This window comes from Novosphingobium rosa NBRC 15208 (assembly GCF_001598555.1).
In the GTDB taxonomy this organism is placed as follows: domain Bacteria; phylum Pseudomonadota; class Alphaproteobacteria; order Sphingomonadales; family Sphingomonadaceae; genus Novosphingobium; species Novosphingobium rosa.
Genome location: NZ_BCZE01000032.1, coordinates 46,534 through 62,739, shown reverse-complemented (window position 1 = coordinate 62,739; position 16,206 = coordinate 46,534). Strand labels below are relative to the sequence as shown.

The 16,206-nt window shown below is 65.2% G+C and carries 14 protein-coding genes; 3 read left to right on the top strand and 11 right to left on the bottom strand.

Going from position 1 to position 16,206, the window contains the following annotated elements:
- Positions 1 to 88: 88 nt before the first annotated feature.
- From SR3_RS13465 to SR3_RS13445, 5 genes are read right to left on the bottom strand one after another with little or no spacing between them, the layout of a single operon-like run.
- Positions 89 to 883 (bottom strand): enoyl-CoA hydratase/isomerase family protein, encoded by a 795-nt coding sequence (locus SR3_RS13465; RefSeq protein WP_068086745.1) that lies wholly within the window; start codon positions 881 to 883, stop codon positions 89 to 91.
- Positions 880 to 1,941 (bottom strand): phosphotransferase family protein, encoded by a 1,062-nt coding sequence (locus tag SR3_RS13460; RefSeq protein ID WP_068086740.1) that lies wholly within the window; start codon positions 1,939 to 1,941, stop codon positions 880 to 882. The genes SR3_RS13465 and SR3_RS13460 overlap by 4 nt, the downstream gene beginning before the upstream one ends.
- Positions 1,934 to 3,118 carry an acyl-CoA dehydrogenase family protein gene (locus SR3_RS13455; protein ID WP_068086737.1) on the bottom strand — a complete coding sequence of 395 codons (1,185 nt, stop codon included), beginning with the start codon at positions 3,116 to 3,118 and terminating at the stop codon, positions 1,934 to 1,936. Before SR3_RS13455 ends, SR3_RS13460 begins: the two co-directional genes overlap by 8 nt.
- Positions 3,115 to 3,882: an SDR family NAD(P)-dependent oxidoreductase gene (locus SR3_RS13450; RefSeq protein WP_068086735.1), complete on the bottom strand. Its 768-nt coding sequence runs from the start codon at positions 3,880 to 3,882 to the stop codon at positions 3,115 to 3,117. Before SR3_RS13450 ends, SR3_RS13455 begins: the two co-directional genes overlap by 4 nt.
- Positions 3,883 to 3,923: 41 nt before the next feature.
- Positions 3,924 to 5,057 carry an acyl-CoA dehydrogenase family protein gene (locus SR3_RS13445; RefSeq protein WP_068086734.1) on the bottom strand — a complete coding sequence of 378 codons (1,134 nt, stop codon included), beginning with the start codon at positions 5,055 to 5,057 and terminating at the stop codon, positions 3,924 to 3,926.
- 102 nt (positions 5,058 to 5,159) lie between these two features.
- Between SR3_RS13445 and SR3_RS13440 the strand changes: the two genes are divergently transcribed.
- Complete coding sequence (locus SR3_RS13440; protein WP_068086732.1) at positions 5,160 to 5,777, top strand: TetR/AcrR family transcriptional regulator; 618 nt, start codon at positions 5,160 to 5,162, stop codon at positions 5,775 to 5,777.
- A 21-nt stretch (positions 5,778 to 5,798) separates the two neighbouring features.
- Here the strand turns inward: SR3_RS13440 and mmsB are convergent, their stop codons facing one another.
- The 5 genes from mmsB to SR3_RS13415 are packed head-to-tail and all read right to left on the bottom strand — an operon-like array spanning position 5,799 to position 11,194.
- Positions 5,799 to 6,668, bottom strand: coding sequence for a 3-hydroxyisobutyrate dehydrogenase (gene mmsB / locus SR3_RS13435; RefSeq protein WP_068086729.1), 870 nt, complete (start codon positions 6,666 to 6,668; stop codon positions 5,799 to 5,801).
- Between the two features lie 27 nt (positions 6,669 to 6,695).
- A complete protein-coding gene (locus tag SR3_RS13430; protein WP_068086727.1) occupies positions 6,696 to 7,478 on the bottom strand; it encodes an enoyl-CoA hydratase-related protein in 783 nt (260 codons plus the stop codon).
- Positions 7,475 to 8,542 (bottom strand): enoyl-CoA hydratase/isomerase family protein, encoded by a 1,068-nt coding sequence (locus SR3_RS13425; protein WP_068086725.1) that lies wholly within the window; start codon positions 8,540 to 8,542, stop codon positions 7,475 to 7,477. Before SR3_RS13425 ends, SR3_RS13430 begins: the two co-directional genes overlap by 4 nt.
- Positions 8,539 to 9,681, bottom strand: coding sequence for an acyl-CoA dehydrogenase family protein (locus tag SR3_RS13420; RefSeq protein WP_068086723.1), 1,143 nt, complete (start codon positions 9,679 to 9,681; stop codon positions 8,539 to 8,541). Before SR3_RS13420 ends, SR3_RS13425 begins: the two co-directional genes overlap by 4 nt.
- A 16-nt stretch (positions 9,682 to 9,697) precedes the next feature.
- Entirely contained in the window at positions 9,698 to 11,194 is a 1,497-nt protein-coding gene (locus SR3_RS13415) for a CoA-acylating methylmalonate-semialdehyde dehydrogenase (protein WP_068086720.1), read from the bottom strand.
- A gap of 93 nt (positions 11,195 to 11,287) precedes the next feature.
- On the opposite strand from SR3_RS13415, the gene SR3_RS13410 reads away from it, so the two are divergent.
- On the top strand, positions 11,288 to 12,193 hold the full coding sequence (locus tag SR3_RS13410) for a LysR family transcriptional regulator (RefSeq protein ID WP_068086717.1): 906 nt from the start codon (positions 11,288 to 11,290) through the stop codon (positions 12,191 to 12,193).
- Here the strand turns inward: SR3_RS13410 and SR3_RS13405 are convergent.
- Positions 12,179 to 13,696, bottom strand: a complete 1,518-nt coding sequence (locus SR3_RS13405; RefSeq protein ID WP_068086714.1) for an acyl-CoA synthetase — start codon at positions 13,694 to 13,696, stop codon at positions 12,179 to 12,181. The two genes, SR3_RS13410 and SR3_RS13405, sit on opposite strands and share 15 nt — an antisense overlap.
- A gap of 269 nt (positions 13,697 to 13,965) precedes the next feature.
- Between SR3_RS13405 and SR3_RS13400 the strand changes: the two genes are divergently transcribed.
- Entirely contained in the window at positions 13,966 to 16,203 is a 2,238-nt protein-coding gene (locus SR3_RS13400) for a TonB-dependent receptor (RefSeq protein WP_245653906.1), read from the top strand.
- Positions 16,204 to 16,206: the final 3 nt, after the last annotated feature.

Below are 16,206 nucleotides of genomic sequence, written 5' to 3'. Positions count from 1 at the left end.
CCCGCCATATCGGCGGGATGCCATTCGGCCAGAGCGCCCTTGCGCTTGCCACCGGCGGTGCGCGCTGCTTCGACGATATAGGCTTCGCTCATGAGGGAGTCCTTTCGGTAAACTGGGGTTTGCGGCGGGTGAGGAAGGCGGCGATGCCTTCGCGCGCCTCATCGCTGGCGCCGGCCCGGGCAATGCGGCTGGCCTCAAGGGCGAGATGGCTGTCGAGATCGTTCTGGAAACCGGCGGCGAGCAAGTCGCGCGCCCCGCCCAGAGCCGCTGTCGGCCCGGTGGCCAGCGTGTGGGCCAGCGCCATGCCCTCTTCCAGCAGGGCCTCTGCATCAACCACGCGCGTGACCAGACCGATGGCCTGCGCTTCCTGCGCGCCGATGCGGCGGTTGGTGAGGATGATCTCCTGAGCGCGGCGCAGGCCGACGAGGCGTGGCAGCAGCCAGCTCATCCCGCCATCCGGCGTCAGCCCGACCAGACCATAGGCGGCGGTAAAATGCGCCGAGGCGGAGGCAAGAACGATATCCCCCAGCAGCGCCAGGCTGAGCCCCGCCCCCGCCGCCGGGCCATTGATCAGCGTGACCAGCGGCTTGCCGCCATGCGCCAGCTTGCTGACCGAGCGGTGCAACGCGCTGGCCAGATCGAAGAGGAAGGCCGAAGCATCCGCCGCCTGCGCAAAGCTGGCGATATCGCCGCCGCCGCAAAACAGCTTGCCCGCGCCCGTCAGCACCACGCAGCGCAGCGCGGGATCGGCCAGCACATCGTCCACCGCCTGTTCCAGCGCCAGCGCCAGAGGCATGTTCACGGTGTTGCCCGCATCCGGACGGTTGAGCGTCAGCACGGCAACCGGGCCATCGCGGCGCAGCAGAACGGTTTGGTCGCTCATGCGCAGGCCTCCATGGCTTCGCGGGCAAGGCGCGTCAGGCGGGGGAAGGCCTGCGCCCGGGCCGCCGCCTGAGCGTTGGAGGCATTGCCGCGCAGCACGCGCCCCTTGATGCCGTGAAAGATCGCCGCCAGACGGAAGAACTGGAAGGCGATGTAGAAATCCCAATTGGCGATGCGCTCACGCCCGGTGCGGGCGCAATAGGTGGCGATGTACTCCGCCTCCGTGGGCAGGCCCAAGGCCACGGGATCGGCGCCGCCCAGCCCGGCCACGATATCGGGCGGCATGCGGTACATCATCGCGTGATAGGCGAAATCGGCCAGAGGATGGCCCAGCGTGGACAGCTCCCAGTCCAGCACCGCCAGAATGCGCGGCTCAGTGGGGTGGAAGATCATGTTGTCGCAGCGGAAATCGCCATGGACGATGGTGGTTTCATCGCCCGCCGGGATGGCGCCGGGCAGCCATGCCACCAGAGCATCCATATCGACATCGCGACCGGCAAGGTCATCAGCTTCGTACTGGCGGGTCCAGCGGGTGATCTGGCGTTCGAAATAATTGCCGGGGCGGCCGTAATCGCCAAGGCCCACAGCCTCGTGGTCCACGCCATGCAGCGCGGCGATCACGCGGTTCATCTCGTCATAATAGGCGGCGCGCCGATCTTGCGGCACTTGCGTGAAAGCCGCGTCCCAGAAGACCCGGCCCTCCACCATCTCCATCACATAGAAGGCGCTGCCGATCACCGCCTCGTCCTCACAGACCCCCAGAATGCCCGCCACCGGCACGCCGCTGCCGGCCAGAGCCTGCTGCACCCGTGCCTCGCGCAGCACATCATGCGCACCTTTGAGGATCGGCCCGGCAGGCTTGCGGCGCAGCACATAGCGCTTGCCGGGCGTCTCCAGCCGATAGGTCGGGTTGGACTGGCCACCGTTGAACTGACTGATCGTCAGCGGCCCGGCAAAACCGGCGACATGCGCCGCCAGCCAGCCTTCCAGCGCCGCCACATCCAGCGCGGTGCGCAGCTCCCCCGCGCCGGTGTTGGCTTCGGCGATATCCTCAGCCATGGGCCTGCCTCCATTCACGGCGGATGGCCTTGGCGAGGCTCCATTTATGGACCTCGGTCGGGCCGTCATAGATGCGGAAGGCGCGGATTTCGCGGAACACCTGCTCGACGATGGTCTTGTCGGTGACGCCCGTGCCGCCCATCGCCTGCACGCAATTGTCGGCCACCTTCATCAATGCCTCGGAGACCGAGACCTTGGTCATCGAGCTTTCCACCGCGCCCAGCGCGCCGGTGTCCAGCACGCTGGCGCACCAGTCGATCATCAGCTCACTTTGCTTGAGCAGGATGCGGTTCTCGGCCAGCATGAAGCCCACGCCCTCATGCTCGATCAGCTGCTTGCCGAAGGCGTGGCGGCGGCAGGCGTAATCGGTGGCGATCTCCTGCGCACGGATGCAGGCCCCCAGCCAGCGCATGCAATGCGAGAGCCGCGCCGGGCTGAGGCGCACCTGCGCATATTTGAACCCCTCGCCCGCCTGCCCCAGCATCTGGTCGGCTGGGATGCGCAGGTTCTCGATGGTCAGTTCGGCATGGCTGCCGGGCATGGAATTGTCGATGGTGTTGGGCACGCCGGTGATGGTGATCGCCGGATCGGGCAGATCGACCAGGAACATGCAGGCTCCGGGCGCATCCTCTTCCTCGGACCGCGCCATGACAATGCCCACACCCGCGCCATCCGCCCCGGTGATGAAGCACTTCTTGCCATTCACCACCCAGTGATTGCCATCCCGCCTTGTGGTGGTGATCATCATCGAGGGATCGGCCCCCGCGCCCTGCAGCTCGGCAGGCTCGGTCATGAAAAAGGCCGAACGGGTGCGCCCCTCCACCAGCGGCTTGAGGAAACGCTCCTGCAAAGCCGGGCTGGCGACATGGCGGATCAGATACATATTGCCCTCATCCGGGGCCGCCGTGTTGCAGGCCAGCGGGCCGAGCGGCGAGAGACCGGAGCGGATCAACACAACCGCCGTTTCGCGCTGGGTGAGATGGCTGCCATCGGGCCGGATATGCGGGGTGAGCACGCCGGCCTCGCGCGCCTTTTCGCGCAGTTCATAGACCAGCTCGTCGGTCGGTGCGCCATGGTGGTCGCGGCGCTCGTCCTGCTCATAGGGCGCCACGATGTTGCGCACAAACGCCTCCACGCGGTCGGCCAGCGCCAGCACCTCGGGGGAGATCGCGCTCATTTCGCAGCCAGCCGGATCGCGCCGTCCAGACGGACGACTTCGCCGTTCAGCATGGGGTTGGCGATCATCGCCTCGACCATTTTGGCATATTCGCCGGGGTGGCCAAGGCGGCTGGGAAAGGGTGTCTGCTTGCCCAGCGAATCCTGCGCTTCCTGAGGCAGGCCCGCCAGCATCGGAGTCCAGAAAATGCCCGGCGCGATGGTGTTGACACGGATGCCATAGCGCGCGAATTCGCGGGCGATGGGCAGCGCCATGGCCACCACGCCGCCCTTGCTGGCGGCATAGGCGGGCTGGCCGATCTGGCCATCGAAAGCCGCCACGCTGGCGGTGTTCACGATGATGCCGCGCTCGCCATCCTCATTGAGGGTTTCGGCATCGAAAATCCGCGCCGCGAATTGCGACAGCACATTGAAGGTGCCGATCAGATTGATGTTGATGATCTTGGCGAAGCTGGCCAGCGGCAGCGGCGCGCCCTCGCGGTTGATGACCTTGGCGGGCGGGGCGATTCCCGCGCAATTGACCAGAATGCGCGCCTTGCCATGGGCGGCCTCGGCCTGCGCAATCGCCTGTTCGACGCTGGAGGCATCGGTGACATCCACCTGCACGAAAGCCCCGCCGATCTCCCGCGCCTTGGCCTGACCGACCTCGGCATTGAGATCGAACAGCGTGACCTTCGCGCCGCGCGAGGTCAGCAATTCCGCCGTCGCCGCGCCTAGGCCCGATGCGCCGCCGGTGACGATGGCTGCCAATCCGCTGATATCCATGCATTCTCTCCTGAATTTTGATGTTATGGGGGCGGCGCGGACTACTCCGCCAGCGCCCGCGAGATCACCATGCGCTGAATGTCGGACGTGCCCTCGTAGATCTGGCAGACCCGCACATCGCGATAGATCTTGGCGACGCGATATTCTTCCAGATAGCCGTAGCCGCCCAAAGTCTGGATCGCGCCAGAGACCACCGCCTCCGCCGTTTCAGAGGCGACCAGCTTGGCCATCGAGGCTTCCTTCAGGCAGGAGGCGCCCGTATCCTTCACGGCGGCGGCGTGCAGCACCAACTGGCGCGCGGCCTCCAGCTTCGCGGCCAGATCGGCGAGGCGATGGCCCACGGCCTGATGCTCGATGATGGGCTGGCCGAAGCTCTTGCGGTCTTTCGCATAGGCGATGGCGATCTCCAGAGCGGCCTGCGCCATGCCGATGCTCTGGGCCGCGATGCCGATGCGCCCGGCCTCAAGATTGGAGAGGGCGATGCGATAGCCCTCGCCCGGCATGCCCAGCACCAGATCATCGGGCACGAAAACGTCGTCGAAGCGGATGGCGCAGGTGTCCGATGCGGACTGGCCCAGCTTGTGCTCCACCTTGTCGACGCCGTAGCCGGGGCTGTCGGTGGGCACCAGAAAGGCGCTGATGCCCTTCTTGCCCGCCGCCGGATCGCTGACCGCAAAGGTGATCGCCAGCTTGCCGATACGCCCGTTGGAGATGAACTGCTTGGCGCCGTTCAGCCGCCAGCCGCCTTCCACCCGTGTGGCGCGGGTGCGCAGGGCGGCGGCATCCGATCCGGCATCCGTCTCGGTCAGGGCGAAGGCGCCGGTGTAACGCCCCGCGATCAGGTCGGGCAGGAAGCGCCCCTGCTGCGCGGCATTGCCATAGCGCAGCAGCGCCGAGACGATCAGGCTGTTGTGGATCGACAGGATCGTCGAGAGCGCACCATCCCCCGCGGCAATCTCGATCAGCGCCAGCGCATAGCTGACATAATCCACCCCGGCCCCACCGGCGCCTTCCGGCGCGGTCATGCCCATCAGACCAAGCTGGGCCATTTCGGGAAAGAGATCAGAGGGATAGCCACCATCGGCCTCATAGCGCAGGGCGTTGGGGTAAAGCCGTTGCTGCGCGAAATCCCGCACCATCTCCTGCACAGCCTGCTGTGTGTCAGAGAGAATCATAAACTCTCCAGTCTATTTTCTACTGGTGAGTAGATTGTCTTCGGGCTGGTTTCGTGTCAAGCCTTCCCTCGCGCCTGTCGGGCGATTTTGCAGGAGTCATTTTTGGAAAGCCCTCCCTCCCCCTTTCAGACCCCGCAACAGCGCAGCAGCGCGCGCCAGGCCAAGCGCGATGCGGTGCTGCGCGCGGCGGTGCAGATGTTCAACGAAAGGGGGTTTCACCAGACCTCGCTCGACGATGTGGCGGCGCGGCTGGGGGTCTCCAAGCCCACGATCTACCACTATCTGGGCAACAAGGATCAGGTGCTGTTCGAGTGTGTGACGATAGGCCTGTCGCAATTGCTGGAGGCGGCGGAGGCCTCACGCCAGCGCCCCGGACAGGGGATCGACCGGCTGATCGCCTTCCTCACCCGCTATGCGGAAATCAACATGGATGATTTCGGGCGCTGCGTGGTCCGAACCAGCGACGAGGCGCTGAGCCCGGAAAGCCGTCAGCAGTTTCACGCGCTCAAGCGCCAGATCGACAGCGCCATGCGCCAGCTGATCCGCGACGGGATCGAGGATGGCTCGATCGCGCCCGTCGATCCCAAGATGCTGGCATTTGCCCTGGCAGGCGCGCTGAACTGGCCCGCACGCTGGCACAATCCGCAGGGGGCCGAAACGCCGGCAACAATTGCGGCGGATCTGGTGCATGTGCTGGCCGGGGGATTTCGGCCTCGCTGATCCCCCGGCAGCCGGTCCCTGTCAGAGCGTCTTGATGATGGCGGAGAAATCCGCGCCGCCCTGCCCCTGCGCATCGAAAGCGGCATAGAGTTCCTGAGCCAGATGCCCCATCGGCACCGGCGCTCCCGCCTCCTGCGCCGCCGCCATGGCCAGGGTGAGATCCTTGAGCATCAGCGCGGTGGCGAAACCGCCCTGATAGCCATTGTCGGCAGGGGTCTGCGGACCCACGCCGGGCACGGGGCAATAGGAGGTCATCGACCAGCACTGGCCCGAGGCCTTGGAGGAAATGTCGTAAAAGGTCTGGAGATCGAGCCCCAGCCGCTCGGCCAGTTTGAAGGTCTCGCAGGTCGCCACCATGGACGCGCCCAGCAGCATGTTGTTGCAGATTTTCGCGGCCTGTCCCGCACCGCTGGCCCCGGCATGGATCACCGCTTTGCCCATGTTGCTCAGGATCGGTTCCGCCGCCGCGAAAGCCTCATCCGTGCCGCCGACCATGAAGGTCAGCGTGCCGCCATTGGCCGCCGCGATCCCGCCCGAAACCGGCGCATCGACCATGCGATAGCCCGCAGCCTCGGCCTGCGCCGCGACATCGCGCGCACTGGCGACATCGATGGTGGAGCAATCGAGCAGCAGCGCCCCGGCAGGCGCATGGCCGATCACATCATTGCCATAGACCGCGCGCACGATGGCGCCATTGGGCAGCATGGTGACCACCGCTTCCACCCCGGCCACCGCCTCGCGCACCGTGGCGAAGCACGCGCAGCCATTGGCGCGGGCGCGTTCCAGCGCGGGCTCGGCCAGATCGAAGGCCTGCACCTGATGGCCCGCTTTCACAAGGTTCGCGGCCATGCCGCCGCCCATATTGCCCAGACCGATGATGGCGATCTTCATGATGACCTCTCCTTAAAGTCGCGAGGCTTAACGCCCCGTCCAGTTGGCTTGACGCTTTTCCACGAAGGCGCTCATGCCCTCGGCCTTGTCCTGCGAAGCGGTGAGGATCTGGAACAGGCGGCGTTCCTGCAACAGGCCCTGATCCAGCGTGGTTTCAAAGGCGATGTTGACCATCTCCTTATTCGCCATCGCCGCCATGCGCGGCATGCTGGCGATGGTCTCCGCCGCCTTCAACGCCTCATCCAGCAGATCCGCCAGCGGCACCACGCGCGCCACCAGCCCGCCGCGTTCCGCCTCGGCGGCGTCCATCATGCGGCCCGTCAGGCACATGTCCATCGCCTTGGCCTTGCCCACGGCGCGGGCCAGACGCTGTGACCCGCCCATGCCCGGCGCCACGCCCAACTTGATCTCGGGCTGGCCGAATTTGGCGGTGTCGGAAGCGATGATGAAATCGGCCATCATCGCCAGTTCGCAGCCGCCGCCCAGCGCAAAGCCATTGACCGCCGCGATCCAGGGCTTGCGCGTGGTGCGCACCAGCTTCGCGTTCCAGTCGGCAAAGAAGTCCTCAAGGAAGAAATCGGCGGCCTGTTTGTCGACCATTTCCTTGATGTCGGCGCCCGCCGCGAAGGCCTTTTCGCCGCTGCCGGTCAGCACGGCGCAGCCCTGCGTATCATCGGCCTCGAAAGCGGCGAAGGCGGAGACCAGCTCGGCGCAGACCTGAGAATTTAAGGCATTGAGCGCCTTGGGCCGGTTGAGCGTGATCAGGCTCACCGCGCCCTTGCGTTCAACAAGGATCGTTTCATAACTCATAGCGGGGTCCATTCCTGTGATGCGGGGAGAGCGGCGAAGATCGCATCCAGCATGGCCTCGCTCACCGCTTCGGGTGTGGCGGGGCTCCATGCCGGGGCATTGTCCTTTTCGACGATCACCGCGCGCACCCCCTCGACGAAATCGGGCAGCATCAGCACGCGGCTGCCGATGCGATATTCCATCGCCATATTGGCGGCGAAATCAGGCAGGGTCAGGCTCTGCGCCAGTTGCCGCAGCGAAACCTTGCAGGTGGTGGGGCTTTTGGTGCCGATGGTGGTCAGGGTTTGCGCGGCGAAGGCGCCGCAATCCTGTTCCAGCGCGGCGATGATCCCCTCCAGCGTGTCGCTGGCAAAGAGGCGCGCGATGTCCGGGGCATGTTCGGCAAGAGCCGGCGCGGGCGGCGTGATGGCCAGAGCCTGCAACACCGCCGCGGGCGCCTCACCCACGATGATCCGCGCCTTGGCATCGGGCAGGCTGGCGGCGGGCAGGTAGTGGGTGGCAAGGCCGGCCCACAGGCATTCCGCGCCATCCAGCCGCGCCCCGGTCAGCGCCAGATATTGACCAAGCCGCCCCTGCAACCGCGAGAGATACCAGCCCCCGCCGACATCGGGGAACAGGCCGATCCCGCTTTCCGGCATGGCGAAACGGGTGTTCTGCGTCGCCACGCGCAGCCGCGCCGGTTGGCTGATCCCCACGCCACCGCCCATGGTGATGCCATCCATAAAGGCGATCACCGGCTTGGGATACGTAAAGAGCAGATGGTTGAGGCGGTATTCCTCGAAGAAGAACCGCCGCCCTTCCTCGCCGCCATCCTCCAGCGCGGAATGGCGCAGCAGGGTGATGTCGCCGCCCGAGCAAAAGCCGCGCGACAGCTTGGGGGCGCCGCCCGGATCGACAGCATGGTCGATCAGCACCAGATGCACGGCGGGATCGTCGCGCCACGCCAGCAGCGCCTCGGTCATGGCGCGCACCATCTCCAGCGTCAGGGCATGGATCGCGCGCGGGCGGTTGAGCGAAAGGACGCCCGCCGCGCCCTCTGTGCGGGTCAGCAGTTCCGCGCTCATTTCAGCAGATCCCGCGCCACGATCAGGCGCATCACCTCATTGGTGCCTTCAAGGATGCGGTGAACACGCAAATCGCGCCAGAAGCGTTCGATGGGATAATCCTTCAGATAGCCATAGCCGCCCAGCATCTGCAAAGCGCGGTCCACCACGCTGGAGCCGGTGTCGGTGGCGAAACGCTTGGCCATGGCCGCATAGGCGGTCTTGTCGGGCGCGCCCGCGCTCACCTTGCTGGCGGCGGTGTAGAGCAGCGTGCGCGCGGCGGCCAGTTCGGTGGCCATATCGGCCAGCTGGAACTGGGTGTTCTGAAAATCGGCGATGGGCTGGCCGAACTGCCTGCGCTCCTTGGTGTAGGCGATCGCCTCGTCCAGGCAGCGCTGCGCCCCGCCCAGCGAGCAGGCGCCGATGTTGACGCGCCCGCCGTCGATCCCGGCCATGGCGATCTTGAAGCCGTCGCCCTCCACGCCCAGCATGTTGCCGGCGGGCACGCGCACATCCTCGAGGATCACCTGCGCCGTGGGCGAGGCGTTCCAGCCCAGCTTCTTCTCCGGCGCGCCAAAGGAGAGCCCCGGCATGCCCTTTTCCACCAGAAAGCAGGAAATGCCTCTGGCCCCGGCCTCTCCGGTGCGCACCATGATGACATAGACATCGTTCACCCCCGCGCCAGTGATGAACTGTTTGCTGCCATTCAGGACATAATCATCGCCATCGCGCCGCGCCGTGGTGCGCAGCGCGGCGGCGTCCGACCCGGAACCCGGCTCGGTCAGGCAATAGGAGGCCAGCGTCTGCATGCCGACCAGCCCCGGCAGATGCCGCGCTTTCAACGCCTCATTGCCGAAGCGGTCGATCATCCATGTCGCCATATTGTGGATCGAGATGAAGGCCGCCGTGGTCGGGCAACCATAGGCCATCGCCTCGATCACCAGAGCCGCGTCCAGACGGCCCAGACCGATGCCGCCGCCCGCCTCGCTGACATAAATCGCGCCGAAACCCATCTCGCCCGCCGCGCTGACCGCCTCACGCGGGAAGCTGTGGTCCTCGTCCCATTGCGCGGCGTGGGGGGTGAGGGCCGAGGCGGTGAAACGCGCCGCGGCCTCCTGGATCGAGCGCTGGTCTTCATTCAGCGCGAAAGCGTCGGTCATCGGTCCGGCTTCCCCATCAACCCATGGTGGGGATGATGAAGGCGTTGCCACCCTCGGGCGTGCTGTCGGGCCAGCGCGCCGTGATGGTCTTCACCTTGGTCCAGAACTTCACGCCTTCCATGCCGTGCTGGTTGGTGTCGCCGAAGGCGGAGCGCTTCCAGCCGCCGAAGGTGTGATAGGCCACCGGCACCGGGATCGGCACGTTGATGCCCACCATGCCCACGTTCACCCGCGCGGCGAATTCACGCGCGGCATGGCCGTTGCGGGTGAAGATCGCCACGCCATTGCCATATTGATGCTTGCTGGGCAGGCTGAGCGCCGTCTCGAAATCGGGCGCGCGCACGATCTGCAGCACGGGGCCGAAGATCTCGTTGTGATAGCTGTCCATATCGGGCGTCACATGGTCGATCAGCGTGGGGCCGACATAGAAGCCGCCCTCCAGCCCCTGCGGGGTGAAGCCGCGTCCGTCGATCAGGATCTTGCCGCCTTCGGCCTCGCATGTGCCGATCCAGTCTTCGACCCGCGCCTTGTGTTCCGCGGTGACCACCGGCCCATAATGCGCCGAAGGATCGAGGCTGGTGCCGACATTGAGCGCGGTGATCTCGGGGATCAGCTTGTCGATCAGCTTTTCAGCCGTGCCTTCGCCAACGGGCACCACCACCGGCAACGCCATGCAGCGCTCGCCCGCCGAGCCGAAGGCCGCGCCGACCAGATCGTTCACCGCGCGGTCGATGTCGGCATCGGGCATGATGATGCCGTGGTTCTTGGCCCCGCCCATCGCCTGCACGCGCTTGCCGTTGGCCGCGCCGCGCTGATAGACGTAATTGGCGATGTCGGATGAGCCCACGAAGCTGATCGCGCCGATGGCGGGGTGGTCGAGGATGGCGTCCACCATCTCCTTGTCGCCATGCACGCATTGCAGGATGCCCTCTGGCGCGCCAGCCTCAAGCATCAGCTCGACAAGGCGCACGGGGACGGAAGGGTCGCGCTCGGAAGGCTTGAGGATAAAGGCATTGCCACAGGCGATGGCCACGCCGAACATCCACATCGGGATCATGGCGGGGAAGTTGAAAGGCGTGATCCCCGCGCCGATGCCGACGGGCTGACGCATCGAATAGACATCGATGCCCGGCCCGGCGCCATTGGTGAACTCGCCCTTGAGCGCATGGGGGATGCCGCAGGCGAATTCGATCACCTCAAGCCCGCGCTGGATATCGCCCTTGGCGTCGGCGGTGACCTTGCCATGCTCGGTGGCGAGCAGTTCGGCCAGGTCCTGCATATTGGCCTCGACCAGCCGCTTGAACTCGAACATCACGCGGGCGCGGCGCTGCGGGTTGGTGGCGGCCCAGGCGGGCTGCGCGGCCAGAGCGGCCTGCACGGCCCTGTCCAGCAGGGCGGCATCGCCCAGCGCCACTTCGGCCTGCACCTGGCCGGTCGAGGGGTTGAAGACCGACGCCTTGCGAGCCGGATTCCCGCCAGCACCGCCGACGATCAGGTGATCGATGAAACGCATGTCCAAAATCCTTCCCAGAGTCTGACTTTGGGTGAAGTCTATAGGGCCAAAAAATACTGGCAACAGGCAAGAATGCTCGCTAGACCTGCAATTATGCAGGCAATGGACTGGAGCGATTTTCAGGCTTTTCTGGCGATTGCGCGCACCGGGCAGCTGGCGCGCGCCGGGCGGATCATGGGCATGGACGCCACCACCATCGGGCGGCGGCTGCGCCGTCTGGAAAGCCAGATGGGCGCCACGCTGTTCGAACAGACCCGCGAGGGACAGGTGCTGACCCCGGCGGGCGAAAAGCTGCTGGAGGTGGTGGAGCGCATGTCCATGGCCACCAGCGAGCTGGACAATGCGCGGGACAAGGCCAATGCGCAGGCTGGCCCCAGCGGCACGGTGCGCATCAGCGTGTCGGAAGGCTTCGGCAGCTGGGTGGTGGCGCGGCATCTGGGCGATTTTGCCGCGCGCTATCCCGGGCTGACGGTCGATCTGGTGGCTTCCAACGGGTTCCTCAGCCCATCGCGGCGCGAGGCCGATATTGCCGTGCTGCTCTCGCGCCCGAAAACCGGGCCGCTGGTGGCGCGCAAATTGTCCAACTATGCGCTGCGGCTTTATGCCAGCCGGGATTATCTCGATCGCCACAAGCCCATTCTTTCGCCTGCCGACCTGCGCAGCGGGCACCAGTTGGTCGGCTATGTGCCCGAACTGGTTTATGCGCCCGAACTCAATTACCTGCGCGACATCGACAGCAATCTGGCGGCCAGCCTGCGATCGACCTCCATTCTGGCGCAGCATATCCTGCTGACCTCGCATGTCGGCGTGGGCGTGCTGCCCTGCTTTATCGGCGATTCCGATCCGGCGCTGGTGCGCGTGCTGCCGCAGCAGCGCATCACCCGCAGCTTCTGGCTGGTGACGCATAAGGACACGCATGGGCTGCAGCGCATCCGCGTCACCATGGACTGGCTGCTGGATGTGGTGGCGAAAAACGCCCGGCTGTTAGCCGGGGACTGAACCCCGCGCCTTGAATTCGGCGATCAATTTGGCTTTCAGCAGCTTGCCGGTCGGCTCACGCAGCGGATCATGACGGAATTCGAAATGCCTCGGCGTCTTGACCCCGCCAAGCCCGTTGCGGGCATAGACACGCAAGGCTTCGGCAAGGCGCTGATCGCCTGCCACACCCTCGACCGGCTGCACCACGGCCAGCACGGTTTCGCCCAACTCTTCATCCGGCACGCCGATCACCGCCACATCGGCGACATCGGGGTGGGAAATCAGAACATTCTCGATCTCCTGAGGGTAGATGTTGACGCCACCCGAGATAATCATGAAGTTCTTGCGGTCGGTCAGGAACAGAAATCCGTCCTCGTCCAGCCGGCCGATATCGCCCAGCGTCGCCCAGCCCTGGCTGTTATGCGCTGCCGCCGTCTTGGCCGGATCGTTGTGATATTCAAATGCCGGGCCATCGGCGAAGTAGATGTTGCCCACCTGCCCCGCCGGACATGCCACGCCCTCATCATCGAGAATGCGGATCGTGCCCAGCACCGCTCTGCCCACCGATCCCGGCCGCTCCAGCCACTGCGCGGCGGACAAAGCGGTGATGCCGCACATTTCCGTGCCGGAATAATATTCCTCGATGATCGGCCCCCACCAGTCGATCATCGCCTGCTTGACGGCAACAGGGCATGGCGCCCCGGCATGGATCGCCGCGCGCTGGGACGAGAGATCGTAACGCCCCCGCACCGCCTCCGGCAGCTTGAGCAGCCGCACGAAATGCGTGGGCACCCATGTGCCATGCGTCACCCCGTGCTGTTCGATCAGCGCCAGCGCGGTTTCGGCATCGAAGCGCGGCATGATCAGCACCGTGCCGCCAAAGCGCTGCACCGTCATCGCCCAGCGCAGCGGCGCGGCATGGTAAAGCGGCGAGGTCGAAAGATAGACCATCTCGCCATCCATGCCATAGAGCCCCGCGCCCATGCGCATCAGGGCAGTCTCCTCGCCCAGCGCACCCTCGGGCAGAGGCGGCTTGATCCCCTTGGGTCGCCCCGTGGTGCCCGAGGAATAGAGCATATCGGCCCCCGGGCTCTCATCGAGGATCGGCGTGGCAGGCTGATCGGCGCAGGCTCTTTGCCAATCACTGACCCGGTACAGCGTCACGCCCGGGCAGGCCGCCACGATCTGCGCGCCCATCGCGTCCAGCCGGTCCGAGACAACCAGCACTCGCGCCCCGCAATCATTGAGGATATAGGCGGCATCGGCGATGCTCAATTTGGTGGAGACGCTGGTGAGATAAAGCCCTGACCGTTCCGCCGCCCAGCCAATGGCGAAAACCGCCGGTTCATTGTCCAGCATCACCGCCATCACATCGCCGCGCTGCAGGCCTATGCTGCGCAGCAGATGCGCCCCCCGGTTGGCGGCGCCTTCCAGATCGGCATAGGTCTGTTTCGCGCCGGTTTCAGCGCAGAGGCAGGCGATTCTTTCCGGCTTTGCTGCGGCATGGTGGCGGGGATGCTGCAAGGAACCTCTCCATCTCTTTTATTCTGGCGTTGCAGCCCCGGTGAAGCAGCCCAAGCCCCGCCGGCGCAAGGGCAAGGCACGAAATGTCAAAAAGCAAAGCAGGTGAGGCTAAAGCCAGCACGCGGCAGGACGGCTAGACAAGGCTCAACAGCCACGGCCCTCGACCGCCTTCGAACAAGCGAAAAGGCGGCGATGGTCGACAAGGCTGAGGGAGACGGAAAATGCCCATTGGTGTGAATGATTGCCTCCGTATTCTGGCGACAGTTTCGTTGATCGCCCTAGCAAGTCCGGCACTGGCCGAGGACCAGCCGGCCGCGCAGGCCAACACGCCCTCGGATGGCGAGATCGTGGTGACGGCGCAGCGCCGTTCGGAATCTGTGCTGTCCGTTCCGCTGGCCATTTCGGCAGTGGGTGGCGCGGCTCTGGCCACCAAGGGCGTCACCAATTCGGTTGCCTTGTCGCAGGTGGTGCCCAATCTTCAGGTCAGCACCAATTTCGGCGCGGCCCAGCCCAATTTCTCCATGCGCGGCATTTCGGTCGCCAATGAATACAACTCCAACCAGGTCTCGCCGGTCGGCGTCTATATGGACGACGTCTATCTGGCGGCGCGCGCCAGCCATGGCATGGGCCTGTTCGACCTCGACCGCGCCGAGGTGCTGCGCGGCCCGCAAGGCACGCTGTTCGGGCGCAACACCACCGGCGGAGCGATCAATTTCATCACCAAAGGCCCCAAGCTGGAAGGCTCCAACGGCTATGCCGATGTCGGCTATGGCAATTTCAACACCTTCACGGCGCAGGGCGCGGTGGAAACCACCTTCGACGACAACCAACTGGGCATCCGCGCCGCGGTCAATTACGTGAAGGGCGACGGGCAGATCAAGAATATCCATCCCGGTTCGCCCGATCCGGACAGTCAGGACACGCTGCAAGGCCGGATGTCCCTGCGCTATCGCCCCACCGGCAGCGGGCTGGACATCAAGATCCGCGCCTATGCCGGGCGCGACCAGCCCACTGGCTCTGCCATTTTCGGCGATGCATCGGCACGCAAGGGGCTGGATTTCTTCACCGTCAACATGGGCAATGTGGGGCGCTTTCGCACCAGCGCCTGGGGCGTGATGGCCAACATCGCCTATGAAATCAAACCCGGCCTGACGGTAACCTCGATCACCTCTTACGACGGCGGCCGCCTCAACATGGGCGCGCAATCCGATGGCACGCCCGAGGATGGCGCCTATGCCGCCGCCAATGGCTATCCCGGCCTTTACATCAACTGGCATTCCAAATTCCGCCAGTTCACCGAAGAAACCCGCCTCAACTACGAATCCGGCAAGTTGAAACTCGTCGGCGGTGTGTTCTATGGCTGGGACCGCACGATCACCGACAATGATTTCAACATCGGCGTGGTGCCTGTCTCGGCAACCACCAATCTCACGCCCGGCGGCTTCTTCCAGCATTACCAGCAGAACCGCTTCTCGCTGGCCGCCTTCCTGCAAGGCGATTACGAGATCGCCCCGCGCCTGACCCTGACCCTGGGCCTGCGCGAAACCTGGGACAAATCGCATTACGGCGATGGCTATGCCTATCTCTATGCCGGCGGCATTCTGGGCGGTACGCCGGAAACCCCGCTGGCCACCACCGTGCCCTGCTACAATGCGGCAGGCTGCGCCTATGACCCCAATGCACGCTTCGGCCTGCGCGGCAGCAACAGCGCTTTGACGGGCCGCGCCGCGCTCAGCTACAAATTCGACGGGGGGCTTCTTGCCTACGCCAGCTACAACCGGGGTTATCGCTCGGGCGCGTTCAATGGCGGGGCCTATACATCGCAGACCGGGATCAATTATGTCTCGCCAGAGCGGGTCAACGCCTATGAAGTTGGCTTGAAAGGCCATCTTTTCGATCGCGCCATCACCTTCTCCACCGCCGGTTTCTATTACGATTACACCAACCAGCAGCTGCAGAACACGCTGCCCGGCCCGGTGGCGGTGCTGGTCAATGCGCCCAAATCGGAAATCTATGGCGCGGAACTGGAGGCAAGCTGGCGCGTGATGCCCACGCTGGCCTTCAACGGCTCGGTGGGCGTGCTGCATGCCAAATATAAGGAGCTGACGCTGCAAGGCGTCAATCTGGCCGGGCAGGATCTGCCCTTCGCACCCCATTTCACCGCTCAGGCGGGCATGGACTGGACGCTTTATCGCGGCGCGGGAGACGAAGTAACCTTCTCGCCCAATCTGGCCTATACGGGGCATGTCTATTTCACGCCCTTCAACCTGCTCAATGCCTCTGCCGCCAATCAGAACAGCGAGTTGCAGCAGGCCGGCTATGCCAAGGTCAACGCCCAGCTGGTGTGGAAGCATGGCCGCTATCAGCTGCGCGGCTGGGTCAACAATGCCTTCAACGCCAAGGTCTATGCCTATGGGCTGGACTTGCGCGGCGCGGGCTTCCCCTACAATTACCTCGTGCCCTCCACCCCGCGCACCTACGGCGTCAGCGCCCGCGTGACCTTCTGAGCC

Coding starts and splice junctions, on each gene's coding strand:
- SR3_RS13450 (WP_068086735.1), bottom strand. CDS start 3,882: ATGGATATCAGCGGATTGGCAGCCATCGTCACCGGCGGCGCATCGGGC.
- SR3_RS13415 (WP_068086720.1), bottom strand. CDS start 11,194: ATGCGTTTCATCGATCACCTGATCGTCGGCGGTGCTGGCGGGAATCCG.
- SR3_RS13410 (WP_068086717.1), top strand. CDS start 11,288: ATGCAGGCAATGGACTGGAGCGATTTTCAGGCTTTTCTGGCGATTGCG.
- SR3_RS13430 (WP_068086727.1), bottom strand. CDS start 7,478: ATGAGTTATGAAACGATCCTTGTTGAACGCAAGGGCGCGGTGAGCCTG.
- SR3_RS13425 (WP_068086725.1), bottom strand. CDS start 8,542: ATGAGCGCGGAACTGCTGACCCGCACAGAGGGCGCGGCGGGCGTCCTT.
- SR3_RS13455 (WP_068086737.1), bottom strand. CDS start 3,118: ATGAGCGCGATCTCCCCCGAGGTGCTGGCGCTGGCCGACCGCGTGGAG.
- mmsB (WP_068086729.1), bottom strand. CDS start 6,668: ATGAAGATCGCCATCATCGGTCTGGGCAATATGGGCGGCGGCATGGCC.
- SR3_RS13465 (WP_068086745.1), bottom strand. CDS start 883: ATGAGCGACCAAACCGTTCTGCTGCGCCGCGATGGCCCGGTTGCCGTG.
- SR3_RS13445 (WP_068086734.1), bottom strand. CDS start 5,057: ATGATTCTCTCTGACACACAGCAGGCTGTGCAGGAGATGGTGCGGGAT.
- SR3_RS13420 (WP_068086723.1), bottom strand. CDS start 9,681: ATGACCGACGCTTTCGCGCTGAATGAAGACCAGCGCTCGATCCAGGAG.
- SR3_RS13460 (WP_068086740.1), bottom strand. CDS start 1,941: ATGGCTGAGGATATCGCCGAAGCCAACACCGGCGCGGGGGAGCTGCGC.